General features: G+C 67.8%; 21 protein-coding genes and 2 pseudogenes. 17 read left to right on the forward strand and 6 right to left on the reverse strand.

The features are described from left to right. Positions 1 to 151: 151 nt before the first annotated feature. The 4 genes from JW030_RS05025 to JW030_RS05040 all read left to right on the forward strand — a co-directional run bounded on the left by JW030_RS05025 (position 152) and on the right by JW030_RS05040 (position 3,616). Positions 152 to 1,672: a helix-turn-helix domain-containing protein gene (locus JW030_RS05025; RefSeq protein WP_370567020.1), complete on the forward strand. Its 1,521-nt coding sequence runs from the start codon at positions 152 to 154 to the stop codon at positions 1,670 to 1,672. 66 nt (positions 1,673 to 1,738) lie between these two features. After that, positions 1,739 to 2,224: an FHA domain-containing protein gene (locus JW030_RS05030; protein WP_370566909.1), complete on the forward strand. Its 486-nt coding sequence runs from the start codon at positions 1,739 to 1,741 to the stop codon at positions 2,222 to 2,224. Between the two features lies 1 nt (position 2,225). Next, a complete protein-coding gene (locus JW030_RS05035; RefSeq protein WP_188045010.1) occupies positions 2,226 to 2,906 on the forward strand; it encodes a MerR family transcriptional regulator in 681 nt (226 codons plus the stop codon). Positions 2,907 to 3,043: 137 nt separating this feature from the next. After that, positions 3,044 to 3,616, forward strand: coding sequence for a MerR family transcriptional regulator (locus tag JW030_RS05040; protein ID WP_188045009.1), 573 nt, complete (start codon positions 3,044 to 3,046; stop codon positions 3,614 to 3,616). Between the two features lie 43 nt (positions 3,617 to 3,659). On the opposite strand, the gene JW030_RS05045 is transcribed toward JW030_RS05040, so the two are convergent. The 3 genes and pseudogenes from JW030_RS05045 to JW030_RS05055 form a co-directional block, all read right to left on the reverse strand. Further along, entirely contained in the window at positions 3,660 to 4,205 is a 546-nt protein-coding gene (locus JW030_RS05045; RefSeq protein ID WP_188045008.1) for a DUF4395 domain-containing protein, read from the reverse strand. Then, positions 4,183 to 4,635 (reverse strand): thioredoxin family protein, encoded by a 453-nt coding sequence (locus JW030_RS05050; RefSeq protein WP_188045007.1) that lies wholly within the window; start codon positions 4,633 to 4,635, stop codon positions 4,183 to 4,185. The genes JW030_RS05045 and JW030_RS05050 overlap by 23 nt, the downstream gene beginning before the upstream one ends. A 373-nt stretch (positions 4,636 to 5,008) precedes the next feature. Beyond that, positions 5,009 to 5,800 (reverse strand): annotated as a pseudogene (locus tag JW030_RS05055) (ParA family protein); the annotation flags it as partial. Positions 5,801 to 5,894: 94 nt separating this feature from the next. Here JW030_RS05055 and JW030_RS05060 point away from each other — a divergent pair. The 5 genes and pseudogenes from JW030_RS05060 to JW030_RS05075 all read left to right on the forward strand — a co-directional run bounded on the left by JW030_RS05060 (position 5,895) and on the right by JW030_RS05075 (position 11,937). Then, entirely contained in the window at positions 5,895 to 9,299 is a 3,405-nt protein-coding gene (locus JW030_RS05060) for a pyruvate carboxylase (protein ID WP_188045006.1), read from the forward strand. Positions 9,300 to 9,303: 4 nt separating this feature from the next. Next, a complete protein-coding gene (def, locus tag JW030_RS05065) occupies positions 9,304 to 9,795 on the forward strand; it encodes a peptide deformylase (RefSeq protein WP_188045005.1) in 492 nt (163 codons plus the stop codon). A gap of 156 nt (positions 9,796 to 9,951) precedes the next feature. Beyond that, positions 9,952 to 10,545: pseudogene (locus tag JW030_RS13505) on the forward strand (sensor domain-containing protein); the annotation flags it as partial. A 78-nt stretch (positions 10,546 to 10,623) separates the two neighbouring features. Further along, on the forward strand, positions 10,624 to 11,238 hold the full coding sequence (locus tag JW030_RS13510; RefSeq protein ID WP_256434444.1) for a sensor histidine kinase: 615 nt from the start codon (positions 10,624 to 10,626) through the stop codon (positions 11,236 to 11,238). A gap of 9 nt (positions 11,239 to 11,247) precedes the next feature. Further along, positions 11,248 to 11,937: a response regulator transcription factor gene (locus tag JW030_RS05075; RefSeq protein WP_188045004.1), complete on the forward strand. Its 690-nt coding sequence runs from the start codon at positions 11,248 to 11,250 to the stop codon at positions 11,935 to 11,937. Here JW030_RS05075 and JW030_RS05080 read toward each other — a convergent pair. After that, entirely contained in the window at positions 11,934 to 13,760 is a 1,827-nt protein-coding gene (locus JW030_RS05080; RefSeq protein ID WP_188045003.1) for a long-chain fatty acid--CoA ligase, read from the reverse strand. The genes JW030_RS05075 and JW030_RS05080 overlap by 4 nt on opposite strands. Positions 13,761 to 13,917: 157 nt before the next feature. Between JW030_RS05080 and JW030_RS05085 the strand changes: the two genes are divergently transcribed. Beyond that, positions 13,918 to 14,607, forward strand: coding sequence for a 1-acyl-sn-glycerol-3-phosphate acyltransferase (locus JW030_RS05085; RefSeq protein ID WP_188045002.1), 690 nt, complete (start codon positions 13,918 to 13,920; stop codon positions 14,605 to 14,607). Positions 14,608 to 14,679: 72 nt separating this feature from the next. Next, on the forward strand, positions 14,680 to 16,038 hold the full coding sequence (locus tag JW030_RS05090) for a class II 3-deoxy-7-phosphoheptulonate synthase (protein WP_370567021.1): 1,359 nt from the start codon (positions 14,680 to 14,682) through the stop codon (positions 16,036 to 16,038). Between the two features lie 111 nt (positions 16,039 to 16,149). Here the strand turns inward: JW030_RS05090 and pknB are convergent, their stop codons facing one another. Next, entirely contained in the window at positions 16,150 to 18,081 is a 1,932-nt protein-coding gene (gene pknB, locus JW030_RS05095; protein WP_241095567.1) for a Stk1 family PASTA domain-containing Ser/Thr kinase, read from the reverse strand. A 77-nt stretch (positions 18,082 to 18,158) separates the two neighbouring features. Between pknB and JW030_RS05100 the strand changes: the two genes are divergently transcribed. Then, the gene (locus tag JW030_RS05100; protein WP_188045001.1) at positions 18,159 to 18,500 is read left to right on the forward strand and encodes an Rv2175c family DNA-binding protein; all 342 of its coding nucleotides are present in this window, start codon (positions 18,159 to 18,161) and stop codon (positions 18,498 to 18,500) included. Between the two features lie 87 nt (positions 18,501 to 18,587). Here the strand turns inward: JW030_RS05100 and JW030_RS05105 are convergent, their stop codons facing one another. Further along, positions 18,588 to 19,694: a polyprenyl synthetase family protein gene (locus tag JW030_RS05105; protein WP_188045000.1), complete on the reverse strand. Its 1,107-nt coding sequence runs from the start codon at positions 19,692 to 19,694 to the stop codon at positions 18,588 to 18,590. Positions 19,695 to 19,771: 77 nt separating this feature from the next. Here JW030_RS05105 and JW030_RS05110 point away from each other — a divergent pair, with 77 nt between their 5' ends. The 5 genes from JW030_RS05110 to JW030_RS05130 all read left to right on the forward strand — a co-directional run bounded on the left by JW030_RS05110 (position 19,772) and on the right by JW030_RS05130 (position 24,589). Continuing rightward, positions 19,772 to 20,137, forward strand: a complete 366-nt coding sequence (locus tag JW030_RS05110; protein ID WP_188044999.1) for a DUF3040 domain-containing protein — start codon at positions 19,772 to 19,774, stop codon at positions 20,135 to 20,137. 474 nt (positions 20,138 to 20,611) lie between these two features. Further along, positions 20,612 to 21,043 carry a division/cell wall cluster transcriptional repressor MraZ gene (gene mraZ / locus JW030_RS05115; RefSeq protein WP_188044998.1) on the forward strand — a complete coding sequence of 144 codons (432 nt, stop codon included), beginning with the start codon at positions 20,612 to 20,614 and terminating at the stop codon, positions 21,041 to 21,043. 97 nt (positions 21,044 to 21,140) lie between these two features. Next, entirely contained in the window at positions 21,141 to 22,106 is a 966-nt protein-coding gene (rsmH, locus tag JW030_RS05120) for a 16S rRNA (cytosine(1402)-N(4))-methyltransferase RsmH (protein WP_241095568.1), read from the forward strand. Beyond that, positions 22,103 to 22,723, forward strand: a complete 621-nt coding sequence (locus JW030_RS05125) for a hypothetical protein (RefSeq protein WP_188044997.1) — start codon at positions 22,103 to 22,105, stop codon at positions 22,721 to 22,723. The genes rsmH and JW030_RS05125 overlap by 4 nt, the downstream gene beginning before the upstream one ends. 72 nt (positions 22,724 to 22,795) lie before the next feature. After that, on the forward strand, positions 22,796 to 24,589 hold the full coding sequence (locus tag JW030_RS05130) for a penicillin-binding protein 2 (RefSeq protein ID WP_188044996.1): 1,794 nt from the start codon (positions 22,796 to 22,798) through the stop codon (positions 24,587 to 24,589). Positions 24,590 to 24,621 lie beyond the last annotated feature (32 nt).

The following is a 24,621-nucleotide window of genomic DNA, read 5'->3' on the forward strand; positions in this document are numbered from 1 at the left end:
CCTGTCGATCGCGGTGAAAGTGATGAGCGGTGTTCGGGTGGTGATGCTTGATGTCTTCAATCATGCGCGCCCCTAGGGCAGGCAATCTGTCGGATTCGGGGGTGAAGATTCGACAAATTTCTGCTTGGTGAAAGAATCGGACTGTGGGACGATGGAAAACATGACTCTTCTCGATTCCGGACGTCGCCCAGTGCCCGCCACCGCGACCCTCGTCCCCGCCGGCCAGTCGACCGACACTGCTGATGCGCTGACTCTCGGACGCCGCGTGCGCGAGCGACGCAACGAGCTCGGGATGACCCTCGAGCAGCTTGCGCAGGCGATCGACCGTGCGCCCTCGCAGGTGTCGGCCATCGAGAACGGAAAACGCGAGCCGCGGCTTCCACTCTTGCGGGCCCTCGCCGTCGCGCTCGGCTCGACTGTTGATGACCTGCTGACCGACGAGGCTCCGAACGAGCGGGCCGCGCTTGAGATTGCCGTGGAGCGAGCGCAGCGGGGCGCGGTGTTCGGTGCGCTCGGCATTCATCCGGTGCGTGTGTCGAAGGCGACGAGCGACGAGACGCTGCGGGCAATTCTCGGTCTGCACCAAGAAGTAGAGCGCCTGCACCGGGAACGCGCCGCGACGCCCGAGGAGGCGCGCCGAGCGAACACCGACCTGCGCGCCGAGATGCGTGGCCGGGGCAACTACTTCGCCGAGCTCGAGGCGGAGGCGGCGAAGCTGCTCGCCTCCGTGGGGTACAGCGGGGGGCCGGTCTCGCACCAGGCCATCGCCGATGTCGCGGCGAAGCTCGGCTTCTCGCTCCACTACGTCCACGACATGCCCCACTCGACGCGCTCGGTGATCGACCGGCGCAACGGCCGGATCTACCTCGGGGCGAATGTGCCCTCCCGCGACGCCCGCGCCCCGATCCTGCGCGCCCTCGCCGGCGTCGTCTGCGCGCACGAGGAGCCCGAGAACTACGCGGACTTCCTGCGCCAGCGGGTCGAAGCGAACTATCTGGCGGGAGCGGTCCTGCTGCCCGAGGAGGCGACCGTCACGCTGTTGGCCGAGGCCAAGCAGCGCCGGCAGATCTCGATGGAGGACCTGCGGGATGCCTTCGCGGTCTCGTACGAGATGGCGGCGCACCGATTCACCAACATCGCGACCGAGCGGCTCGACCTCGAGGTGCACTTCATGAAGGTGCACGAGTCGGGGACCCTCATCAAGGCATACGAGAACGACGACGTAAAGTTCCCGTCCGACGCGCTGGGGGCGCTCGAGGGCGCGATGGTGTGCCGAAACTGGACGGCGCGAACGGTCTTTGCCTCTGCCGACCGGTTCAACCCGTGGTATCAGTACACCGACATGGCGGCTGGTGGCACCTACTGGTGCACGTCGCGGGTGGAAAAGGCGAAGGAGGGGGAGTACTCGGTCAGCGTCGGGGTGCCCTTCCACGCGGTGAAGTGGTTCCGCGGTCGCGAGACGTCGCATCGCACCGCATCGCACTGCCCGGACGAGACCTGCTGCCGCCGCGCGTCCACGGTGCTCACTCGGAAGTGGGAGGGCGCGGCATGGCCGGAGGCGGCGACGCCGACCAGCCTGCTCGCGGCCCTGCCGACCGGGACGTTTCCCGGAGTCGACGCCCATGAGGTCTATGAGTTCCTCGAAGGACATGAAAGCCGCCCGGGACGCTAGCGGATCAGGGATGCGGCCCCGCCGCCGCTGCGATAGCGTAGAAGTATTGGGCGGAAGCTCGAATTGATGGACAAGGAGCTGGGCGACGTGAGCGCTGACAAGCAGACCAAGCGAAGCGACGACACCGAGGTGCGTTCGACGCAGCAGTTCCGCGAGGATCTGAGCGCAATGATTCGCGCTTCGGCCACGAATCTCTCGGTGGACGAGCGCGAGGCCGTCGAAGCGCTGCCCTCTGGCGCTGCGCTGTTGGTCGTGCGACGCGGACCCGACCTCGGCGCCCGATTCCTGCTTGACGCCACCTCGACTATCGCGGGACGGCACCCCGAGGTCGATATCTTCCTCGATGACGTGACGGTGTCTCGCAAGCACGCCGAATTCTCGCGCTCGGGCAGCACGTTCTCGGTGCGCGACCTGGGCTCGCTCAACGGCACCTACTGCGACGGCGAACGCTTCGACGGCGAAGTCGCCCTCGTCGACGGGGCTGAAGTGCAGGTGGGGAAGTTCAAGTTCACCTTCTTCGCGTCTCGGTTCGACCTGGCCGACGAGCAGTAGCGTGGGAGTAGCGGCCGCTTCCTCGCACTCGGGGGCAGCGCTTCTCAGCATCGGCCAGGTGCTGGAGATCCTGCAGGACGACTTCTCGGACCTCAGCCCCTCGAAGCTGCGCTTTTTAGAAGAGCAGGGACTCGTCACGCCAGAGCGCACCCAGGCGGGTTACCGCAAGTTTGATCAGTCCCACATCGAGCGCATCCGCATCATCCTCACCCTGCAGCGCAACTTCTACCTCCCGCTGCGGGTGATCTCCGGTGTGCTGGCCGAGCTCGACGCCGGGCGTGACCCGGTCATCCCTGGCGCGGTGCCGCGGAATGTGTCGAGCATCTTGCGCCCTCGCTCCGTGATGGGTCGCGACGAGCTGCTGCGTCAGAGTGGCGCGACGCCCCGCTTCCTGGGCGAGGCCATTAGCGCGGGGCTCTTGCCCCCAACCGAAGTCTTTTCTCAGGATGCCCTGGCGCAGCTCACCGCGCTCATGGAGCTCAGCGAGCGCGGGCTGACCCCGCCCCATCTTCGCCAGCTCAGGCTGGCTGCCGAACGCGACGTCGCCTTGATCGAACACGCCGTCGCGACGCGTGGTGTGGCGGCGGGTGGCGCGGCGAAAGCCGGCAATGATGCGCTCGAGCTCGCGGACCTGCTGGACGCCGTTCGTGCGGGTGTGGTCAGGCAACGACTCGCGCAGTAGGAATCTCGGTGCGAGGTCCGGTCGGGCTCCAATGCGACACGCCAAACTTGTGATGCGGCGGTCGTTGCACCGGGGGTCGCGCATGGGTACCGTTGGATGAGTCGGACGCGAGAGTCGCCCCGGCGGGAAGGCACCTGATGGAGGACTCTGCGTCGACACCTGTCGACTCCATCCCGGTCGATTCCGCGGGCAATGAGCTCTTGTTCAGCGACGGGCTCCCGCAGCCCGACGTGGACGGCGGTTTCAAGGGTGCGGTTGCCGCACGCGCCGCCGGGATTAGCTATCGTCAGCTGGATTACTGGGCACGCACGGGGCTCGTCGAGCCGACCGTGCGCAGCGCTCAAGGATCCGGTACTCAGCGACTGTACGGCTTCCGCGACATCCTCGTGTTGAAGCTCGTGAAGCGGTTGCTTGACACGGGAATTTCGCTGCAGCAGATCCGCACCGCGGTTGCGCAGCTGCACGAGGCGGGCGTCCACGACCTCGCTCAGACGACGCTCATGAGCGACGGGGCGAGCGTCTACCTGTGCACGTCGAACGACGAGGTCATTGACCTGGTCAGCCGCGGCCAGGGAGTATTCGGAATTGCGGTGGGCAAGGTCCTTCGCGAGGTCGAGGTGTCGCTCGTCGATATCGAGTCGCACCGCGATGTTTCGGGTGACGCCCTCGACGAGCTTGCGGTGCGCCGCACGCAGCGCAAGATCTCCTAGCGCTCGTACCCTCGCAGGTTCGCTGCGCGACGAGCAAGCTACGTCAGGCTGTGCCCGGTGATTTGGGCGTGATGACGCGTGCCCGCACGAGCAGCAGGTAGATTTCGCACCCGAGGCAGAAGCCCACGGTCGCGTTCAGTGCCGCCGCGACGAACGCCGCAGCGGCCGCGACCACGAGCGCCAGCGGCACCCCGGCCAGGTGCAGTACAAGCCCGATTCCGACGACGGCCAGGCCAACCCCTTGCGCGAATCGCGGGGGTCGCGCGTCCTCCCAGTCCGCAGGCGGAGCGAGCCTCGGCTGCACCGCCAAGCGGAAGATCGCTTGCAGCGGCTGCGAGCTGGGCGCCACGAGTGACCAGGTAAACAGGATCGCGACGACGCCGAGCAGCAGGAAGCCGGGATCGAGTGCGCGCTCAGCGAGGGTGCTGCGCCCGGCGGTGAGGGTCGTGGCGGCTCCCGTGAGTGCGAGGAAGATGGCGACCAGCAGGAGCACCGAGGTGATCGCCGCGCCGAACACCGGTCCCCGGGGGTCGATCTGACCGGGGCTCGGTGCGGGCAGGGACGTGTTATCGGGCGAGCGATGCGACATGGGGGCCTCCGGCGAGTGAGGTGAGCTCGGTGAGCTCGCGGGCGAGGGCCTCGCGGCTAATGGCACCACTCAGGCGAGTGCGTGCCCGCCCTGCAGGGTCGAGCAGGAGCACCGTCGGGGTCTGCAGCAGGTTGAATTGGCTCGCGATCTCGGGCCGATGCGTCACGTCAACGTGGACGAACTCGACGCCGGGAGTGATAAGACCGGAAATGACGCGGCGGACCCCGGGGCATCTCGCGCACATTTCGGTGCTGAACTGCACGATCGTGGCGCGCTCGCCAGGCCCCTCGATCCCGAGGGAGGACAGGTCGATCGGGCGCGCATCACGGACGCGACGGGCGCGCTCCGGGGTGCGCTTGAGTACGAGGGCCGCGACCGCGGTGAGCGCCGCGAGCGCGCCGAGCGCGAGCGCCGCCGTAGTGGGTTCCATGTCCTTGAGGGTAGGCGCTCCGGGCGGATCCGCATAGGAATTCGTCACATTTGGTAATGTCTCCCATAAAAAATAACGCAATATTCCGGGTGGTGAACGAGAAAACGGCCGGTCACCCGAGGGTGCCGACCGCTTTCTGTCTGACGGGCTAGCGCTTTTTCTTCTTCTTCGGCTGTTGGCGCTGCGTCGAGGCGTTCCCCGATGGCTGCGCCTCGGACGCGTCCGGCTCCACCACTGCGGGATCGACCGGCTCAGCCGCGCGGTCTGTGACGACATCGGCGGTGTCCGAGACCTCGGTGGGAAGCGGCTCGGTCGCGATCACGGTGGCGGAGTCGCTCGCGCCATCGCCCATGCGTGCAAGCAGGCGGGCAGTGGGCGCCTCGATCCCTGCCGAACGGAGGACGCGGTCGAGGATCTGGTCGAAGTAGCCGGCCATCTCCTGAGCGGTCTCGCCCGGCCAGATGTGCACGGGCTTCGCCGCGCCCTGCGCTTGCTGCAGCGAGGTGCGCTCTGGGAGCTGCGGGCTGAGCACGAGCGGCCCGAACATCTCGCGAAGTTCGCGGATGCGGAACTGGTGCTCCATGGACTGGGTGCGGGCGCGGTTGATGACAATGCCGAGCGGCTGCAGTCGCGGGCTAATGCCACGACGGATCTCCTCGATCGCGCGCAGTGCGCGGTCGGCGGCGGCCACGGCGAAGAGGCCCGGCTCGGTCACGACGAGCACGCGATCGCTCGCGGCCCACGCGGTGCGGGTGAGTGCGTTCAGCGAGGGGGCGCAATCGATGAGGACGAGATCGTAGTCCTTCTCGACGCTCGCGAGCGCCTCCTCGAGCTTCCAGATCTCTCGGATCGAAGGGTGCGGGCCGTCAAAGTTGATGGCTGCTGGGCTTCCGATGAGGACGTCAATGTTGCCCTCGTGGTGCTTCGTCCAGCCGCTCGGGACGATCGCGTCCCTGACGGTCTTTTCCTTGGGGCTCTCGAGTACATCCGCGATGTTCGAGTGCCCTTCCGGGGACACATCCATCCCAGTCGAGACGTCCGACTGCGGATCGAGATCGACGACCAGGGTTCGCAGGCCACGGGAAAACGCGGCGGAGGCCAGGCCGAGGGTAACGGTGGTCTTGCCGACCCCGCCCTTAAGGGAACTCACGCTCAATACATGCACAAGGCGAAAGCTTACCGGCACTAGGCTGAAGAACGGTGTGCTTTCACCGGCCGCCATGGACTTTTTCCATCTGTACGGCCCGAAGGAGTGTCGCGTGTTTCGGAAGATTTTGGTTGCCAACAGAGGCGAGATCGCGATTCGCGCCTTCCGCGCGGCGTTTGAGCTCGGGGCGAAAACGGTCGCCGTGTTCCCCTACGAGGACCGCAATTCGTTGCACCGGCTGAAGGCCGACGAGGCCTATCAGATCGGCGAAGTCGGACACCCAGTACGGGCCTACCTCGACGTTGCGGAGATTATCCGAGTCGCGAAGGAGTCGGGAGCGGACGCGATCTACCCGGGCTACGGCTTCCTCTCGGAAAACCCTGAGCTTGCCGCCGCTGCCGAGGCCGCCGGCATTGTCTTCATCGGCCCGGGGCGCGTCGCGCTCGAGATGGCGGGGGACAAGGTCGCCGCGAAGACGCACGCGATCGCGGCGGGCGTTCCCGTGTTGCGCTCGACCCCGCCGTCGCAGGATCTCGATGTGTTGATCGCCGGCGCCGAGGAGATTGGGTTCCCCGTTTTCGCGAAGGCCGTCGCCGGCGGCGGCGGGCGCGGCATGCGTCGGGTCGAACGCCGTGAGGATCTGCGTGATGCCCTCGAAGCGGCGATGCGAGAGGCCGCGAGCGCGTTTGGCGATTCCACCATGTTTATCGAGCAGGCGGTGCTGCTGCCCCGCCACATCGAGGTGCAGGTGCTGGCGGACCACACGGGCGCCACGGTGCACCTCTACGAACGCGACTGCTCCGTGCAGCGCCGCCACCAGAAGGTCATCGAGATGGCCCCGGCGCCGAACCTCGACCCCGCCCTTCGCGACGAACTGACGCGCGACGCGATCGCGTTCGCTCGCTCAATCAACTACGTGAACGCCGGCACGGTTGAGTTCCTCGTCGACACTGAGGGGGAGCGCGCCGGCCAGCACGTCTTCATCGAGATGAACCCGCGGATCCAGGTCGAGCACACCGTGACCGAGGAGGTGACGGACGTTGACCTCGTGCAGTCCCAGATGCGGATCGCCGCGGGCGAGACGCTCGAGGAGCTGGGCCTGACGCAAGACAAGATTCAGCTGCGTGGCTTCGCGCTGCAGTGCCGCATCACGACGGAGGACCCGGCGGACGGCTTCCGCCCCGACCTCGGCCGCATCACGACGTACCGGTCGCCGGGCGGCAGCGGGGTGCGTCTTGACGGCGGCACGATCAACCCGGGCGCACACATCAGCCCCCACTTTGATTCGATGCTCGCCAAGCTCACCTGCCGCGGTCGCGACTTCCCGAGCGCTGTCGTGCGGGCCCGCCGCGCCCTCGCCGAGTTCCGCATCCGCGGTGTCGCGACGAACATTCCCTTCCTGCAGGCTGTGCTCGACGACCCCTCGTTCCGCGCGGGGAACGTGAGCACCGCGTTCATTGAGGAACGTCCCGAGCTCCTCAGCCAGAACAAGCCGCAGGATCGCGCCACGAAGCTGCTGCAGCACCTCGCCGACGTCACCGTGAACCACCCGAACGGGGAACGCCCAAGCGCGGTCTCGGCGGCGGCCAAGCTGCCGACGCTTGATCTCGCGCAGCCCGCCCCTGCGGGGAGCCGCCAGCGCCTGCTCGAGCTGGGCCCCGAGGGCTTCGCGCGGGCGCTGCGCAACCAGACCGCGGTCGCGGTAACGGAGACGACGTTCCGCGACGCGCACCAGTCGCTGCTCGCCACGCGGGTGCGCACCCGAGACCTCGCGGCCGTCGCCCCTCATGTGGCCCGACTCACTCCGAAACTCCTCTCGGTCGAGGCCTGGGGTGGTGCGACCTACGACGTCGCCCTCCGCTTCCTCGCGGAGGACCCCTGGGACCGGCTCGCCGCGATGCGTGAGCTCATGCCCAACATTGCGATTCAGATGCTGCTGCGCGGGCAGAACACGGTCGGTTACACCCCCTACCCCCGCCAGGTGGCCGAGGCGTTCGTGCGTGAGGCCGCGAGCACGGGCGTCGACATCTTCCGCATCTTTGACGCGCTGAACGACGTCGAACAGATGCGGGTCGCCATCGACGCGGTGCGGGACACGGGTACCGCGGTGGCCGAGGTAGCGCTCTGCTACACGGGCAACCTGCTGAGCCCCGCAGAGGACCTCTACACGCTCGACTACTACCTGCGCCTCGCGGAGCGCATCGTGGACGCGGGCGCGCACGTGCTCGCGATCAAGGACATGGCCGGCCTCCTGCGCCCGGTCGCGGCGGAGCGCCTCGTCACGGCGCTTCGCGAGCGGTTCGACCTGCCGGTGCACCTGCACACCCACGACACCGCCGGTGGCCAGCTCGCCACCTTGCTCGCCGCGGCGCGCGCCGGCGTTGACGCCGTCGATGTGGCGAGCGCCCCGATGGCCGGCACGACGAGCCAGCCATCACTCTCGGCGCTCGTCGCCGCGCTCGCCGACACCGAACGGGACACCGAGTTGGACGGAGACGCGGTGCAGGCGCTCGAGCCGTACTGGCAGGCGGTGCGCACGAGCTATCGTCCGTTCGAGTCCGGTCTGCCCGGCCCCACGGGGCGCGTCTACACGCACGAAATTCCCGGTGGACAACTGTCCAACCTGCGCCAGCAGGCCATCGCGCTCGGCCTCGCCGATGACTTCGAGAAAATCGAAGACATGTACGCGGCGGCCGACCGGATCCTGGGTCGTGTGCCGAAGGTGACGCCGTCCTCGAAGGTCGTGGGCGACCTTGCGCTGCACCTCGCCGCGGTGGACGCCGACCCGGCCGACTTCGAGGCGCACCCCGAACGCTACGACATTCCCGACTCAGTGGTCGGCTTCCTCGCCGGCGAGCTCGGTGAGCTGCCCGGCGGCTGGCCCGAGCCGTTCCGTACGAAGGTGCTCGCCGGTCGCGAGGTGCGCTTGCCCATCGCGGACGTGTCGCCCGAGGATCAGGCGGCACTCGACGGGGACAGCTCCGCGCGGCGGGACGCGCTCAACCGCCTGCTGTTCCCGCAGCCGACAGCGCAGTTCCATGCGGCTCGTGAGCGCTTCGGCGACCTCTCCGTGCTCGACACAAACGACTTCCTCTACGGGCTCGAGGTGGGCGAGGAGCACGTCGTGGACCTCGCCCGCGGGGTGCGCCTCTTCGTGGGGCTCGAAGCGATCGGCGAGGCTGACGACAAGGGCGTGCGCACGGTGATGGTGCGCGTGAACGGTCAACTGCGCCCGGTGTTTGCGAAGGATCGCAGCATCGCGGTCACGGTCGCCGTCGCGGAGAAGGCCGATCGCACCGACCCGGCGCACGTCGCTGCCCCCTTCTCGGGGACCGTCACGCTGAAGGCCGCGGCGGGCGACGAGGTCGCCGCCGGCCAGCCAGTCGCTACGATCGAAGCAATGAAGATGGAGGCCGCGATCACTGCTCCCCACGCGGGGAAGGTGGCGCGGATCCTGTTCACCGGCACCCGGCCGGTGGAGGCGGGCGACCTGCTCGTGGTGATCGACAAGGAGTAACTCGGTGGCGGTTCGCGAAATTCGGACGTTCGGTGATCCCGTGCTGCGCACGCCGTGCAGCACGATCGAAGTGATCGACGACGGCGTGCGCGCGCTGGTGACCGATTTGCTCGACACGGTCGCGTTTGACGGGCGGGCCGGCCTCGCGGCCACCCAGATCGGCCACACCGTGCGGGCGTTCAGCCTGAACATCGACGGCGAGATCAGCTACGTGCTCAATCCCGAGATTGTGGCGCTCGAGGGCGAGCCCGAGCCGACGGGCGAGGGCTGCCTGTCCGTGCCCGAGCTGTGGTTCTCGGTTGACCGCTACCCGCGCGCCACTGTCCGCGGCATCGACCTCGACGGCAACGAAGTGGTGATCTCGGGCGAGGGCCTGATGGCGCAGGCGCTCCAGCACGAGTGCGACCACCTCGAGGGGAAGCTCTACCTGAATCGCCTGGACCGGGAGAGTCGCGGCGAGGCGATGCGGCAGATCCGTTCGTCCACCTGGTTCTAGGGTGGGGAAAACCCCCGGCCAGGTTCGGGGGAGCGCCGGCTGTGCCGGGGCTGGCTGGCCAGGGAAGATAGTCACATGATCGATCGCGCCGACTCGCCCGCTGTGCCCGCCTCCCAGGATCCGCCTCGCGCGGCGTTCTCCGGGCTCTGGTCGGGGATGCCGCGCGAGCTCGCGTTCCTGCTGCTCGGGCTGCCGATCGGGGTCGCCGGCCTCGTCGTCTTCACGACGCTCGTTTCGCTCGGCCTGTCGCTTGCGGTCTTCGTGGGCGGCCTCTTCGTCCTGGTCGCCGCGATGCACGCCGCGCGCGGCTTTGGGGCGCTCGAGCTGCGACGGCTTGCCGCCGCGGGCCAGCCCGCGATCACCGGCCCACGTTGGCCGAGGTCGACGCCGGGCGCCGGGTTCTGGAGCCGGACACTCGCGCCGCTGCGCGACGGGGCCTCCTAGCGCTACCTCCTGCATGGCTGGATCGTGCAGCCGATCATCGGCATCACCACCTGGTGCGTCACCGTGACCTGGGTCGCGATGGCGCTCGGCGGCTTCAGCTATTGGTTCTGGCAGGGCTTCTTGCCGGCAAACGACGGCAACATCCTCCTGCATCGCGTCATTCTCGACTGGATGTTCCCAGGCAACGGCTGGGAGATCGACCCGCGACTCGGGGAGAGCGTGTTCAACCTCGTCGTCGGGATCTTCGCCCTGGCGACGCTGCCGCTGGTCGCCCGCCTGCTGACGCTGGCCCACCAGGGCGCCGCGCGCGGCCTCCTTTCGGCGGGCCGGGGCGACGCGCTGCGCGCTGAGGTCGCCGCGCTCAGCGCGTCCCGGGGCGCCGCGGTGCAGGCCGAGGACCAGTCGCTGCGACGCCTGGAGCGCGACATCCACGATGGCCCGCAACAGCGCCTCGTGCGCCTGCAGATGGATCTCGCGAGCGCGGAGCGCAGCCTCGAGCGGGACCCCGAGGCGGCCCGTGCATTGCTCGGCGAGGCGCGCGGGCAGGCCCACGACACGCTCGAAGAGCTCCGCGCACTGTCGCGCGGGTTTGCCCCGCCGATTTTGCAGGATCGCGGCCTGGTCGCGGGCCTCGAGTCTCTCGCGGCACGCAGCCCGATCCCGGTCGAGTTCGTGCGGGATCTCTCGCCCGAGCTCGTGCTCGCCCCTGAGGTCGAGCGCAGCGCCTACTTCGTGGCCGCCGAGCTGCTCACGAACGTCGCGAAGCACTCGGGCGCGGACGGGATCCGGCTCGAGCTCTCGGACCGGTCCGACGGCAGGGCGGGGAGAGAGCTCGTGCTGCGGGTCGAGGACAACGGCACCGGAGGTGCTTCGTTTGAGGATGGGCACGGCCTGCGTGGCCTCGCCGACCGCCTGGGAGGCCTGCTCGGTGAGCTCAGCGTGGAGAGCCCAGACGGTGGCCCGACCCGCGTCACCGCGCGAGTGCCGCTAGGGCGCTAGCGTGGGAGTGTGACGAACTCAGCTCCTCCACCCGCGCTGCGCTTGGTGCTTGCCGAAGACTCGCTGTTGTTGCGCGAGGGGCTTGTGCGGCTCTTCGCAGAGGCCGGATACGACACGGTCGCCGCCTATGGCGAAGCCGAGACGCTGCTCGCCGAGCTTGACCAGACGCGGCCCGAGCTCGCGGTGCTCGACGTGCGCATGCCGCCGACCTTTCGCGACGAGGGCGTCCAGGCGGCGCTCGCGCTGCGGCGTCGGCACCCCGAGATCGGCATCCTGCTGCTCAGTCAGTATGTGGAAGGCAGCTATACGCGGGAGCTGCTCCAGGCAGAGCCGCCTCGGTCGGGTCGTGCCGGCGGTCTCGGCTACCTCCTGAAGGACCGAGTGGCCTCGCTTGACGAGCTGGAGGACGCGGTGGCCTGTGTGCGGGCGGGTGGGACGGTGCTGGATCCGGAGGTCGTGCGGGAACTGATGACGCGCAGGAACAGCCCCCAGGACGCGCTGACTCCCCGCGAGCGCGAGGTACTGGGACTCATGGCCGAGGGGCGGACGAACTCGGGTATCGCCGAGCGCCTCTTCGTCGGCACGGGTGCCGTCGAGAAGCACGTCACGTCGATCTTCCAGAAGTTGGGCCTCGTCGACGCAGGAAGCGAGCACCGCCGCGTGCTCGCGGTGCTCGCTTACCTGCAGAACGAACGCTAGCGCGGGACGTCGACCGCCTCGGTCTGCGGGTTCTCGCCATACAGCTTCGAGATCTCGCCGGCGAAGTCGCTCACGATGACGGCGCGCTTGATGCTGAGCTTCGGCGTCAGGTGGCCGCTCGACTCGGTGAACTCGGTGGGCAGTACCACGAACTTTCGTACCGACTCCGCGCGCGACACGTAGGCGTTGCCGGCGTCGACCGCCCGCTGGATCTCGGCGAGCACCTTCGGGTTTCTTGTCGCCTCGATCAGCGGCATGTTCGCGTCCTCGCCGTTGTTCGCGAGCCACGCGGGGAGCATGTCGGAGTCGAGGGTGATGAGTGCCGCAATGAACGGCTTCTTGTCGCCCACGACGACGACCTGCCCGACGAGGGAGTTCGAGCGAATCGGGTCTTCGAGCTGGGCGGGCGAGACATTCTTGCCGCCCGCGGTGACGAGGATCTCCTTCTTGCGCCCGGTGATCTTCAGGTAGCCGTCCGAGTCGAACACGCCCAGGTCGCCCGTGCGGAAGAAGCCGTCCTCGGTGAAGGCCTCCTTGGTCGCCTCGGGGTTGTTCCAATACTCCTTGAAGACCGGGATGCCCTTGACCTGCACCTCGCCGTCCTCGGCGATGCGGAGGGTCGTGCCGGGCATCGCTGGGCCGACCGTGCCGATCTTGAACTTGCTTGGACGGTTGACGGTCGCGGGCGCCGTCGTCTCGGTGAGGCCGTAGCCCTCAAGGATCTTGATGCCGAGCGAGTGGTAGAAGTGGCCGAGGTAGGGGCTGAGCGGCGCAGAGCCCGAGACCGCGAACTTCACGCGACCGCCGAGCGCTGCGCGCAGCTTCGACAGCACGAGTCGATCGAGCACAGCGAACTTGAGCTTGAGCCCGAGCGGGATCTTTCCGGCCTCGCCAGCCTGCGAGTACGCCACCGCAGTGTGTGCCGCCGCGCGGAAGATTTTGCCTTTGCCGCCGGCCTCGGCCTTCTGCTCGGACGAGTTGTAGACCTTCTCGAATACGCGGGGGACCGCGAGCAGGAAGGTCGGTTTGAACGAGCCGAGCGCCGGAAGCAGTTGAGTGGTGTCGGCCTGGTGCCCGACGCGGACGCCGCCGGTGACCGCCAAGATCGAGATGAACCGGGCGAACACGTGCGCGAGGGTGATGAAGAGCAGCGTCGACGCTCCCTCCTCGATGACCTCGCCGAGGGCGACCTCGGCGTTGACGGACAGCTCTGCGAAGTTCGAGTGCGTCAGCACGCAGCCCTTCGGGCGCCCCGTCGAGCCCGAGGTGTAGATGAGCGTTGCGATGTCGTCGCCCTTGGCGAGACTGCGGCGCCGCTCGATCTCCTCGTCGGGAACCTCGGCGCCGCCAGCCACGAGCTCAGCGAGCGCTCCGGTGTCCATGCGCCAGACGAGATCGACGCCGGGAAGGTCGCCCTTGACCTCCGCGAAGCGCTCGAAGTGTGCCTTCTCCTCAGTCAGGATGGCGCGCGCACCCGAATCCTGCAGCGCCCAGTGGATCTGCAGCGGCGAGGAGGTGTCGTAGACCGGCACCATCACCGCGCCCGCGTAGAAGATCGCGAAGTCCACGAGGGTCCACTCGTACTTCGTCTTACAGATGAACGCGATCTTGTCGCCCGGCTGCACGCCTGCGGCGACGAAGCCCTTCGCGAGGGCGACGACCGCCGCGCGGAAGTCCGCGGCGCTCTGGTCTCGCCAGCCGTCACCGTCGGGCAGCGCGAACAACGCGAGGTTTGGGGTGAGCTTCACCCGGCGCTCGAGTAGATCGCTCACATTCAGATCGGGGTTCCGGGGAATGATGAGGGGACCTTCGACAAGGTTCACGGTAGCTCCTTTGATACCTGGCCGTCCGCAGACGGTTGGCGCGGTGGCGCCAGCGGGGTTACGTTGCTCACTACCTTAGTGAGCGACACGCATGCCCGGGAAAGTGCGTTGTGCGGTATATCCTGATCCGTGAGGTTTCAAGAGAGGGTCGGTGTCCGTGGTCTACTGGATTCTGAAGCACCTACTGATCGGTCCGCTCGTCAAGACCGTGTTCCGGCCGTGGGTCGAAGGCGCTGAGCACATCCCCGAGAAAGGGCCGGTCATTCTGGTCGGCAACCACCTCTCGGTGATCGATTCGTTTTTCCTGCCGCTCATGATCGAGCGGCGCGTGTCGTTCCTTGCGAAGAGTGATTATTTCACCGGCAAGGGGCTCGGCGGTTGGTTCGTCAAGCACTTCATGCTCTCAACCGGCCAGATTCCGATCGACCGCTCGGGTGGCAAGGCCTCGGAGGCCTCCCTGAACACGGGCCTCCAGGTGCTCGACCGCGGCGAGATGCTCGCGATGTACCCCGAGGGCACCCGCAGCCCCGACGCGCGCCTCTACCGCGGCCGCACGGGCGTTGCCAGGCTCGTCCTCGAATCCGGCGCCACGGTCGTCCCCGTCGTCATGATCGACACCGAGAAGGCGATGCCGATTGGCCGCAAGATCCCGCGGGTGCGCAGGATCGGCACGGTCATCGGGCGCCCGCTCGATTTCAGCCGCTTCGCCGACATGAGCGCCGACCGCTTTGTGTTGCGCAGCGTGACCGACGAGATCATGTACGAAATCCAGCAGCTCAGCGGCCAGGAATACGTCGACGTCTACGCTTCGAGCGTACGCGCGCGCATGGCACCCACCTCGCGATAGTAGGCTGAGGCAACCCGCAACATCGCGGGGATCCTGCCGAAAGTGAGTGCCACGATCGTGACGAGCGAACCCATCCTGAGTCAAGCCACCGAAGACCGCGCCTTTGCGGACCTCGACAGCTATCAGGCGCTCGCCGCCAAGCAACAGCCCACCTGGCTGGACACTGAAGCGCTGGCGTCCGCGAAGAGCGAGCTCGCCTCGCAGCCGCCGCTGGTGTTTGCCGGCGAGGTCGACCAGTTGCGTGAGCGCCTGGCGCAGGCCGCACGCGGTGAGGCGTTCCTCCTGCAGGGCGGCGACTGCGCCGAGACGTTCGCTGGAGCTACCGCCGACCAGATTCGCGACCGTGTGAAGACGCTGCTCCAGATGGCCGTCGTGCTCACGTACGGCGCTTCCATGCCCGTGATCAAAGTCGGGCGCATGGCCGGCCAGTTCGCGAAACCGCGCTCGAGCGATACCGAGACGCGCGGCGAGCTCACGCTGCCCGCATACCGCGGCGACGTCGTGAACGGCTACGACTTCACCCCCGAGTCCCGCGCCGCCGACCCGCAGCGCCTGGTGCGCGGCTACCACATGGCCGCCTCGACGCTGAATCTCGTGCGCGCCTTTACCCAGGGCGGCTTTGCCGACCTGCGCCAGGTGCACGAGTGGAACAAAGGCTTCGTCTCGAACCCGGCGAATCGCCGCTACGAGTCGCTCGCGGCAGAGATCGACCGCGCCGTGCGGTTCATGATCGCCTGCGGCGCCGACTTCTCGGAGCTGCGCCGCACCGAGTTCTTCGTGAGCCACGAGGCGCTGCTGCTCGATTACGAGCGCCCGTTGACCCGCATCGACTCGCGCACGAGCCTGCCCTACGGCACCTCGGGTCACTTCCTCTGGATCGGTGAGCGGACCCGCGAACTCGACGGCGCGCACGTCGAGTTCCTCTCGAAGCTGCGCAACCCCATCGGCGTGAAGCTCGGCCCGACCAGTACGGTCGATGACGCGCTGCGCCTCATCGACAAGCTCGACCCTGAGCGCGAGCCCGGCCGCCTGACCTTCATCACGCGGATGGGTGCGGGCAAGATCCGCGACGTGTTGCCCGGCTTGCTGCAGGGCGTCAAGGACTCGGGCGCGCTGCCACTCTGGGTGACCGACCCGATGCACGGCAACGGCATCACGACGCCGACCGGCTACAAGACGCGACGCTTCGACGACGTGATGGACGAGCTCAAGGGCTTCTTCGAGTCGCACCGTGAGGTCGGCACGTTCCCCGGCGGCATCCACATCGAGCTCACGGGAGACGACGTCACCGAGTGCCTCGGCGGTTCCGAGAACATCGATGAAGCGACGCTCGGCACCAAGTACGAGTCGCTGTGCGACCCGCGCCTGAACCACATGCAGTCGCTCGAGCTCGCCTTCCAAGTGGCGGAAGAGCTCAAACTGGCACGCTAGTACGGCGCGCACAACGCCCGGGACGATCCACAGGATCCGCCCGGGCGTTGTGCGTTTGCGCGGGCATGGCGATGCGGCGCAGTGTCAGCAGTCGGAGGAACTGGTCGGCGCCTAGAGGTCGAGCGCGGCCTTCACGCGGATCTCGGTGCCGGCCGCGACCTTCTCGCCCGCTTTCGGGGTGGTGCCGGTCGCCTTGGCGAAGTCCCGGAATTGGTCGGGTACGAGGGTCGAGGGGGAGAATCCGGCCGCGGACAGCGTGTCCATGGCCTCCTGCAACGTCATGCCTGTCACGTCGGGTACCTCGAACAGTTCGGGCCCGAGCGACAGCACGAGCCCGACTGGCGCGCCCGTGCGGAGAATGTCGCCCTCGAAGACAAAGCGCACGACCTTGCCCTCGGAAATCTCGGCGTGGTGCTCCGCCCCGTTGAGGGTGTCGGTCACCACGAGACCGGCCTGCGTGAGGCGATCGGTGGCGTCGGCGACGTCTGCTCCGACCACGTCCGGCGCGGGGCCAGCAGAGACGATCAGATCGATACGCGAGCGCTCGGGGTACTCGGCGCCAATGCCCTCGCCCTGCTCGTTGAGGGCGGCGATGACCTGGCCACGCGGCTCGTCGCCAAAGCGGTGTTCCAACACCTCGCCGAAGGTGAAGCGCGCATCGGTGATGGCCTGTTCGGCCTCGTCCTCGGTCATGCCGATGAGGGCGGGAACCGCGAGGAGCTCAGGGCCCGTCGAACGGCAGAGCGTGATGGCGCTGCCGCGCTCGACCCGGGCCCCGGCATCCGGGGTCGTTGCCCCGGCGAGGCCGGACTCGATGTCGAGGCTCGGGCAGTCCGCCACCGTGACCTGGAGCGTGCGCTCGGTCAGGGTCTGCGTGGCCGCCTCGATGCTCTGGCCCGCGACATCGGGGACCTGCACGTTCGATCCCGGTCCCTGGCCGAACCACCAGCCGGCGCCGCCCGCTGCGAGGGCCGCGACGAGGGCGGCGGAGACCAGGATCCAACCGCGGGTGCGGCGCTTGGTTGCCTGCTCGCGTGCAAGCGACAGCGAAGTCTGCGGGCTCGTCGCGGCGGGCGCGGGCGTTGGGCCGGTGCTCTGGCCGATCACCTCGGTGAAGTTGCCGGGCTGCAGGATGGTGGTCGCGGAGGTCGCACCAAGCTCGGCGATGGGCAGCACCCGGGTCGCGCCCAGCGGGGCGTGCTGGCCGCCGGCGCGAAGGATGCGCAGGCGCTCGAGCACAATGCCGGCGTCCTTCGGCCGCGCGTCGGGGTCACGAATGGTCGTCCAGCGTACGAGCTCGTCGAGCTCCGGCGTTGCCTCGGGCGTCAGCGTGGAGGGCGCGGGCACGTCGTCGTGCGCGTGCTGGTACGCGATGCGCATAGCCTCTTCGCCCCGGAAGGGCTGCTGGCCGGTGAGCATCTCGAAGAGCATGATGCCAAATGCGTAGACGTCGCTGCGCGCATCGGCGATGCCGCGCGTGACGAGCTCGGGGGAGAGGTACGCGATTGTGCCGAGCAGGGCCTGGCCCGTCGTCGTATTCGCGCTCGCGACGCGCGCGAGGCCGAAATCGCCAATCTTGATGCGCCCATCGTCCGCGAGCAACACGTTCTCTGGCTTGAGGTCGCGGTGCATGATCCCTGCGTGGTGAGCTGCGGCCAGGCCCGCGAGCACGGCCTCGCCGATCTCGTACGCCTGGTCAGCGGTCAGACGCGTCTGCTGCTTGAGGAGGTCGCGCAGTGTGATCCCGGGCAGGTACTCCATGACGAGGTACGCCATTTCGGAGTCCTGTCCCTGGTCGAAGACATTGACGACGTTGGGGTGCGCAAGCCGGGCCGCGCTCCGGGCCTCTTGCACGAAGCGACGCTTGAACGCGTTGTCATCGGCGAGATGGCCGTGCATCACCTTGATGGCGACGCGCCGCTCGAGCCGCAGGTCATTCGCGAGGTAGACCGTCGCCATTCCGCCGCGGGCGATTCGCGAACGAATCACGTAGCGCTCGTCGAGCGTGCGGCCGATCATCGGATCGGGAGGGGCGGAGGTCACGCCGGAAGTCTACGGAAACCTGGATGCTTCACGCTGGATGCGCGCCGGTGTGGTCGGATTCATGGCAGAGTTAAGGGGTGTCCGAGATCCCTGCAGTTCAGTATCTGACCGTTCCCGACCTGGTGGAGCGGTTTTCGTCGACGCCCAGCAAGATCCGCGGCCTGCTGCGCGATCAGTACATCGCCGGCATTCGCATCGATGGTGTCCTGTCGATTCCCGCCGAATTCGTGCGCGAGAACGAGACCCTCGAGGGCCTGCGCGGCTCGCTGATCCAGCTGGCTGATGCCGGTCTCTCGAACGACCAGGCGATCGAATGGCTGCTCGCCGACAACGACGAGCTGGGCTGCCGCCCGATCGATTCGCTGATCGCCGGGCATAAGGCCCAGGTGCGCCGCGCGGCGCAGTCGCTCGCCTTCTAAGCTCTCTCACTCGGCCCGGAGGTCGCGCCGGGCGCGTCGGGGCACGCTCGCGCGAAACGCGTGTTCGCGTGGAACGTGCGACGGCTACTAGGCGTGACGGAGGCTCGTGCGCGTCGCGAGCTTGCCGAGCTCATCCGCCGCGTCCGCTTGAATCGGCGCGAGTTGGATCGTGCGACCGGCGAGCGCGACGTTTTGCGCGATCATTTCTTCGACCCGATCGAGCGCCCCGCTGTCGCGGATGGTGCGTTGCATCATCACGATCTGTTCGCGGTCGAGGTCGGGCGTGCCGTGCATGTCGTCGAAGATGCGCCGCGGGCCCGAGGGGAGGGCCCCACGAGCGAGCGTGACGAGCACGGTGCGCTTGCCCTCCGTCAGGTCGTCCCCGCTGGGCTTGCCGGTGAGTGTCTCGTCGCCGAACACGCCGAGCACGTCGTCGCGCAGCTGGAAGGCCACGCCGATGGGGAGGCCGAAGTCGGCTAGTGCCTCTTCCTGCTCGTCGCTCGCGCCCGCGATCGCGGCGCCGATGAGCAGGGGAGCCTCGACGCTGTACTTGGCCGATTTGTAGACGAGGACGCGGGTCGAGCGCTCAAGCTGTTCCGCGTCGTCAGCGAAGTGCGGTTGCTGCTCTTCGAGCACGTCAAGGTACTGCCCGACAGCGACCTCGCTGCGCATGCGGTTGAAGTGGGCGCGGGCAGCCTTCGCGGCGGCGCGATCGGGAATCGCGTCGAGCGCGCCCTGCATCATCTCGTCGGCCCACGACTGCAGCAGGTCGCCCAGCAAGATCGCGGCGGCGACGCCGAAGTGGTCGGCGAGCCCCGACCAGCGCCGATCGCTATGCAGCGCGGCGAAGTGGCGGTGCGCCGAGGGGCGACCGCGGCGCGTGTCGGAGCGGTCGATAATGTCATCGTGGATGAGCGCGGCGGCGTGGAAGAGTTCGAGTGAACACGCGGCGTCGAGCAGGAGGTCGAGCTCAGGCGAGATGGTCTCGCCGTCCAACTCGAGCGGGGTGATGGCACGGTAACCCAGCACGGCGAACTGGGCGCGGAACCGTTTGCCCCCGGTCAGGAAGCTGGCTGCCTCGTCGAGAAGCGGGACGGCATCGGGGCCCAGCGGCTCAAGATCGCGCCGGTGGTCGGCGATTCGATCGGAGATACGTTCCTGGAGAAGCCCTGCGAGTCGCGTGGTTTCGTGCACCTGCCTAGCTTAGCCCGATGCGCAGGGGTACGATGAAGGCAGCATGGAAATTCGAAATCGGTTGAGGGGAGGGCGCTATGGCACTGTCCGAGCATGAGCAGCGTTTGCTTGAAGAGATGGAACGCAGCCTCTACCGCAGCGAGTCAGACGTCATGAGCACCACGCCAGGAGTTCGCAATCGCCCCAACTATCGCGCAATCGTCATCGGCATTGTTCTGGCGATTGTCGGAGCGGTGTTGCTGGTGTTGGGTGTGGCGATGAGCCAGATCTGGATTGGGCTGTTGGGATTCGTGGCGATGTTGGGCGGCGTGCTCTACATGCTCTCCCCGTCAAACCAGCGCCACGTCGAACAGGCAGGGCGCGGGGTGCCCGCGCAGGCGCGGGAGTCGTTCAGCGCGCGCATGGAACGCCGCTGGGAAGAGCGCCAAGAGGGCGAGCGCTAAGGCGCCCATCTTCATCATTTAACGGGGTCGTGACCTATTGGTCCGGCCCCGTTTTTGCGTCCCCGGGTGCGTGCGGCGCCACTTCACGGAGCAATCTGCGTTCCCGGAGCGGGTATCGGGCGTTTCTGCCTCCGAGAACGTAGATCGCGCCGACATCTCGCGCGGTGGTAGGCCGGACTCGTCATCACGGAGGGCTGGGCGGCGTGGCCGAGTGAGCCGCGGTTCGCAGCGGCTCCACTTTGCTCCCCAGCGGAGCCATTTGCCGCGCATGGGGTGCCCAGGCGTGCGCAAACGCGCCCAATTGGAGACCCCTTGGGCTGTCGTCCTCCACCTTGCTCCCCGTGATAACAGGCACCTGAGCAGGGCTTTCGCGGTATCGCGGCGATATATAACGCGATCTTTCCCCGAAAGTGGTGGAAAGTGGAGTAAAGTGGCGACACCAGGCATCCCAGGGAGACTTAAGGAGGTGGCGCGATGTTCCTCGGAACCTTCACACCGAAGCTCGATGAGAAGGGTCGCGTCATTTTGCCCGCCAAGTTCCGCGAGGAGCTGCAGGGCGGCCTGGTCATCACCCGCGGGCAGGAGCACTGCCTGTACGTGTTCTCCGAGCAGGAGTTCGCCGAGATGCACGAGCGGATCCGCCAGGCGCCGCTCGCCTCAAAGCAGGGTCGCGATTACCTGCGTGTCTTTCTCTCGGGGGCGCACCCCGAGACGCCGGACAAGCAGAACCGGGTCACCATCCCGACCGCGCTGCGCGAGTACGCCGGCCTGAACCGCGACCTCGCGGTGATCGGCGCCGGAGCCCGTGCAGAGATTTGGGATGCCGAGGCCTGGGAGACCTACCTCGCCAAGCAAGAAGCCGTATTCGCCGAGATCGAGGAGGAGGTGATCCCGGGCATGTTCTGATCCTGGCCCGTGATCCCCGGCCATTCGCCCCGTCGCCACTTCCCCGGTGACCGGTCGCATGGATAGGGGTCAGGGGAGCAGGGCAACGGCCCGAACGATGATGACTGAACGAAACCCGAACGAAATCCACGTCCCCGTGCTCCTTGAGCGCTGCCTCGAGCTGCTGGCTCCGGTCGCCGAGCGCCCGGGCGCCGTGATCGTCGACTGCACGCTCGGCATGGGCGGCCACACGGAGGCGATGCTCGAGCGGTTTCCCGAGCTGACCGTGATCGGGCTTGATCGCGACCCCGATGCGCTCGCGATTGCGGGAGCACGCCTGGCACGCTTCGGCGACCGGCTCGTCCCCGTGCGCACCGTCTACGACGAAATCATCCCCGCCGTGCGCAGCACGGGGCGCAAGCGCATCGACGGCGTTCTGTTCGATCTCGGCGTGTCGTCCCTGCAGCTGGACGAGGCCGAGCGCGGCTTCGCGTATGCCCAGGACGCGCCGCTCGACATGCGGATGGACCAGGAGAACGGCCAGACCGCCGCCGACATCCTCGCTGAGGCGCCCGAGGGGCGCCTGCGTGAACTGTTCGAACGGTACGGAGACGAGCCCCTCGCGGCCCGCTACGCCCGCGCCATCATCGCCGCCCGCGCCGAGGCGCCGATCCTGCGCAGCGGTCAGCTCGTCGAGATCCTGAACGACGCGACACCGGCGGCCGTGCGCAACCTTCGCCACCCCGCGAAGCGCGTCTTCCAGGCACTGCGCATCGAGGTGAACGGCGAACTCGCCGTGCTCGAGCGCGCGATTCCCGCCGCCCTCCGCCTGCTGAACGTCGGGGGACGCGCGGTCATCATGTCGTACCAGTCCCTCGAAGACCGCCTGGTGAAGCGTGAGCTTGCGAAGCGCACGAAGTCGACCGCCCCCGTCGGGCTCCCCGTTGAGCTCCCCGAGCACCGTCCCGAGTTCCGCCTCCTCACTCGAGGCGCCGAGCAAGCGGGTGAGGACGAGCGCGAGATCAACCCGCGCTCCATCCCCGTCCGCTTGCGGGCGGTCGAGCGGCTGCGGGAGCGCTCGTGAGCCAGACCAACGCCGTCACCGAGGCCGAGCTGCGCCCGCTGCGTGAGGGGTTCCAGGGGTTCGCCCTGAACCCAGACCGCCGGCCGACACGGCTCGAGCGCCCGCGGCCGCACCTGGCTCCCATCACCGGGGCACCCGCATCGCGCACCCGGCGCCCCCTGCTCGCCGCTTTCTCGGCGGTGGGCCTCGTGCTCGTCATCCTGGTGGCCCAGCTCGGACTGAGCATCGCGATCTCGCAGGGCGCGTACGAAAGCGACGCGCTCGAGCTCGAACAGCGCGACCTGCTTCGGGTCGAGCGCGTGCTGCAGCAGAACGTCGACCAGCTCTCCTCCCCGCAGAACCTCGCGGAGAACGCGGCCGGGCTCGGCATGGTGCAGAACGTGCAGCCCGCGTCCCTCCGTCTGAGCGACGGCGCGGTCCTGGGCGACCTCGCCTCGCGCACCGAGCTCACCGCTCCCAACCTCGTCCCGAACGCGACGCTTGAGACGTTGCCGATGATGAGCGCCGAGGGGCTGCTCGTCTCGCGCGATGCGGATCCGGCCGCCGTGGCAACCGACTCGACGCCGCAAGCGCCGGTATCTTGGGAGGGCAAGCTTCCCGCGCCAGAGACCCGCTAAATCGGGCCCGGGATCGGGCAGCGCCAGGGGTCACTCTCGGGCGAGATCGTACAGAAGTTGGATGGAGGCCGGATGTCGGAACGTCGCCAGCGGCGTCTACGGCGCACGATCGCGCTTGCGGCGGTAATCGTTGCGGCCGGGGCGTGCATGATTCGCCTCGTCGACATCCAGGTCGTCCAGGCCGCGCAGCTGAGCGAGGATGCGCACGGAAAGCGCGCGGTCCCCGTGACGATCCCGAGCGTCCGCGGCGACATCGTGGACCGCAACGGCGCGGTGCTTGCCACGACCGATGAGCGCTTCGATGTGCAGCTCTCACCCAAGAACACGAAGCTCAACGGCAGCACCTTCTTCCGGGCGACCGGCGACGGATCGATCGAGACCGAGGTCGTCAGTGCGAAGAAGGCGTTCGGCGAGATCGGCGCCATTACCGGGCAGTCCTCCGCCGAGATCCAAGCCATCGTTGACCAGGCGCTCGAAGAGAATCCGAAGTCGGACTTCGCCTATGTGAAGCGGTCGGTGGACCTCGCGGCGCTCAATCAGCTCAAGGCGCTCCGGATCCCGTGGCTCACGTTCGACTACGACTCGGCGAGAAACTACCCGAGCGGCGCGGTCGGCGGAAACCTGATCGGGTTCGTGGGCGACGAGAACGAAGCCCAGTCGGGCATCGAGCTGTCGCAGGACGCCTGCCTTGCCGGCACGGACGGCTCGGAGAGCTACGAGCGCGGCGCCGACGGTGTCGCTCTCCCAGGTAGCGTCGTCGTGCGCGAGCGGGCCGTCAACGGCGGCACCGTCGAGCTCTCGATCGATCGCGACCTGCAGTGGCAGGCACAGCAGAGCATCAACGCGCAGGTGCAAAAGGTGTCCGCGGAGTACGGATACCTCGTGATCATGGACGTGAAGACCGGCGAGCTCGTTGCGGTCGCCGAGGACGGTTCCGTCGACCCGAACGATGTCGATGCGTCCGATCCCACGAAGCGCGAGGCGCGCTCGTTTGTGGCCCCCTACGAGCCCGGTTCGACGTTCAAGACGTTGACCGCGGCCGCGCTCATCGATACCGGGGCGGCGACCCCGAACTCAGCCCAGCTCACCCCCTCGACGCTCACGCCCGAGGCCGGCGTCATCTTCAACGACTCGTTCGTGCACGCGCCCGAGCCGTGGACGCTCACGGGGATTCTCGTGCACTCCTCGAACGTCGGCATCTCGCTGCTCGGCAGTCGGCTAGACGCAGAGACCCGGTACGACTACCTCCAGAAGTTCGGCGTTGGCATCTCAACGGATTCCGGACTGCCCCTCGAGGACTCCGGCATGCTCGCCGCGCCCGCAGACTGGGACGCACAGACGAAGTACAACACGATGTTCGGGCAGGGCCTCTCGTCGACGATCGTGCAGACGGCCAGCGCCTATCAGGCAATCGCAAACGACGGGGAGCGGATCCCGCCGACCCTCGTGCGTAGCTGCACGTCGGCCGAGGGGGAGACCGAGACCTTCGAGCACGGCGACCCCGTGCGCGTCATCTCGCCCGAGTCCTCCCAGACGGTCATCAACATGATGGAGGCGGTCGTGAACGAGAGCTGGATCACCCCCTACGTGTCCATCCCGGGCTACCGCATCGCGGGCAAGACTGGCACCGCCGAGCAGTCCGACGGCCAGGGCGGCTACCGTTCGGACTACGTGTCGAGCTTCGCCGGGGTCTTCCCCGCCGACGATCCCCAGTACGTCGCGGTAGCATCGATAGCGTTCCCCAAGTCCGGGGACGGCGGCGTCGCGGCCCTCACCGCGTTCCGCGAAGCGGCCGAGGCCACGATCCGCGCCTTCCACATACCTCCGTCGACGGGGGCCTACGAGCCCCTGGCGACCACCTACTAGTCCGCGCAATCCGCGAATGAAATCGAGTGAGC

It is taken from the genome of Leucobacter sp. CX169 (genome assembly GCF_017161405.1).
Lineage (GTDB): Bacteria > Actinomycetota > Actinomycetes > Actinomycetales > Microbacteriaceae > Cx-87.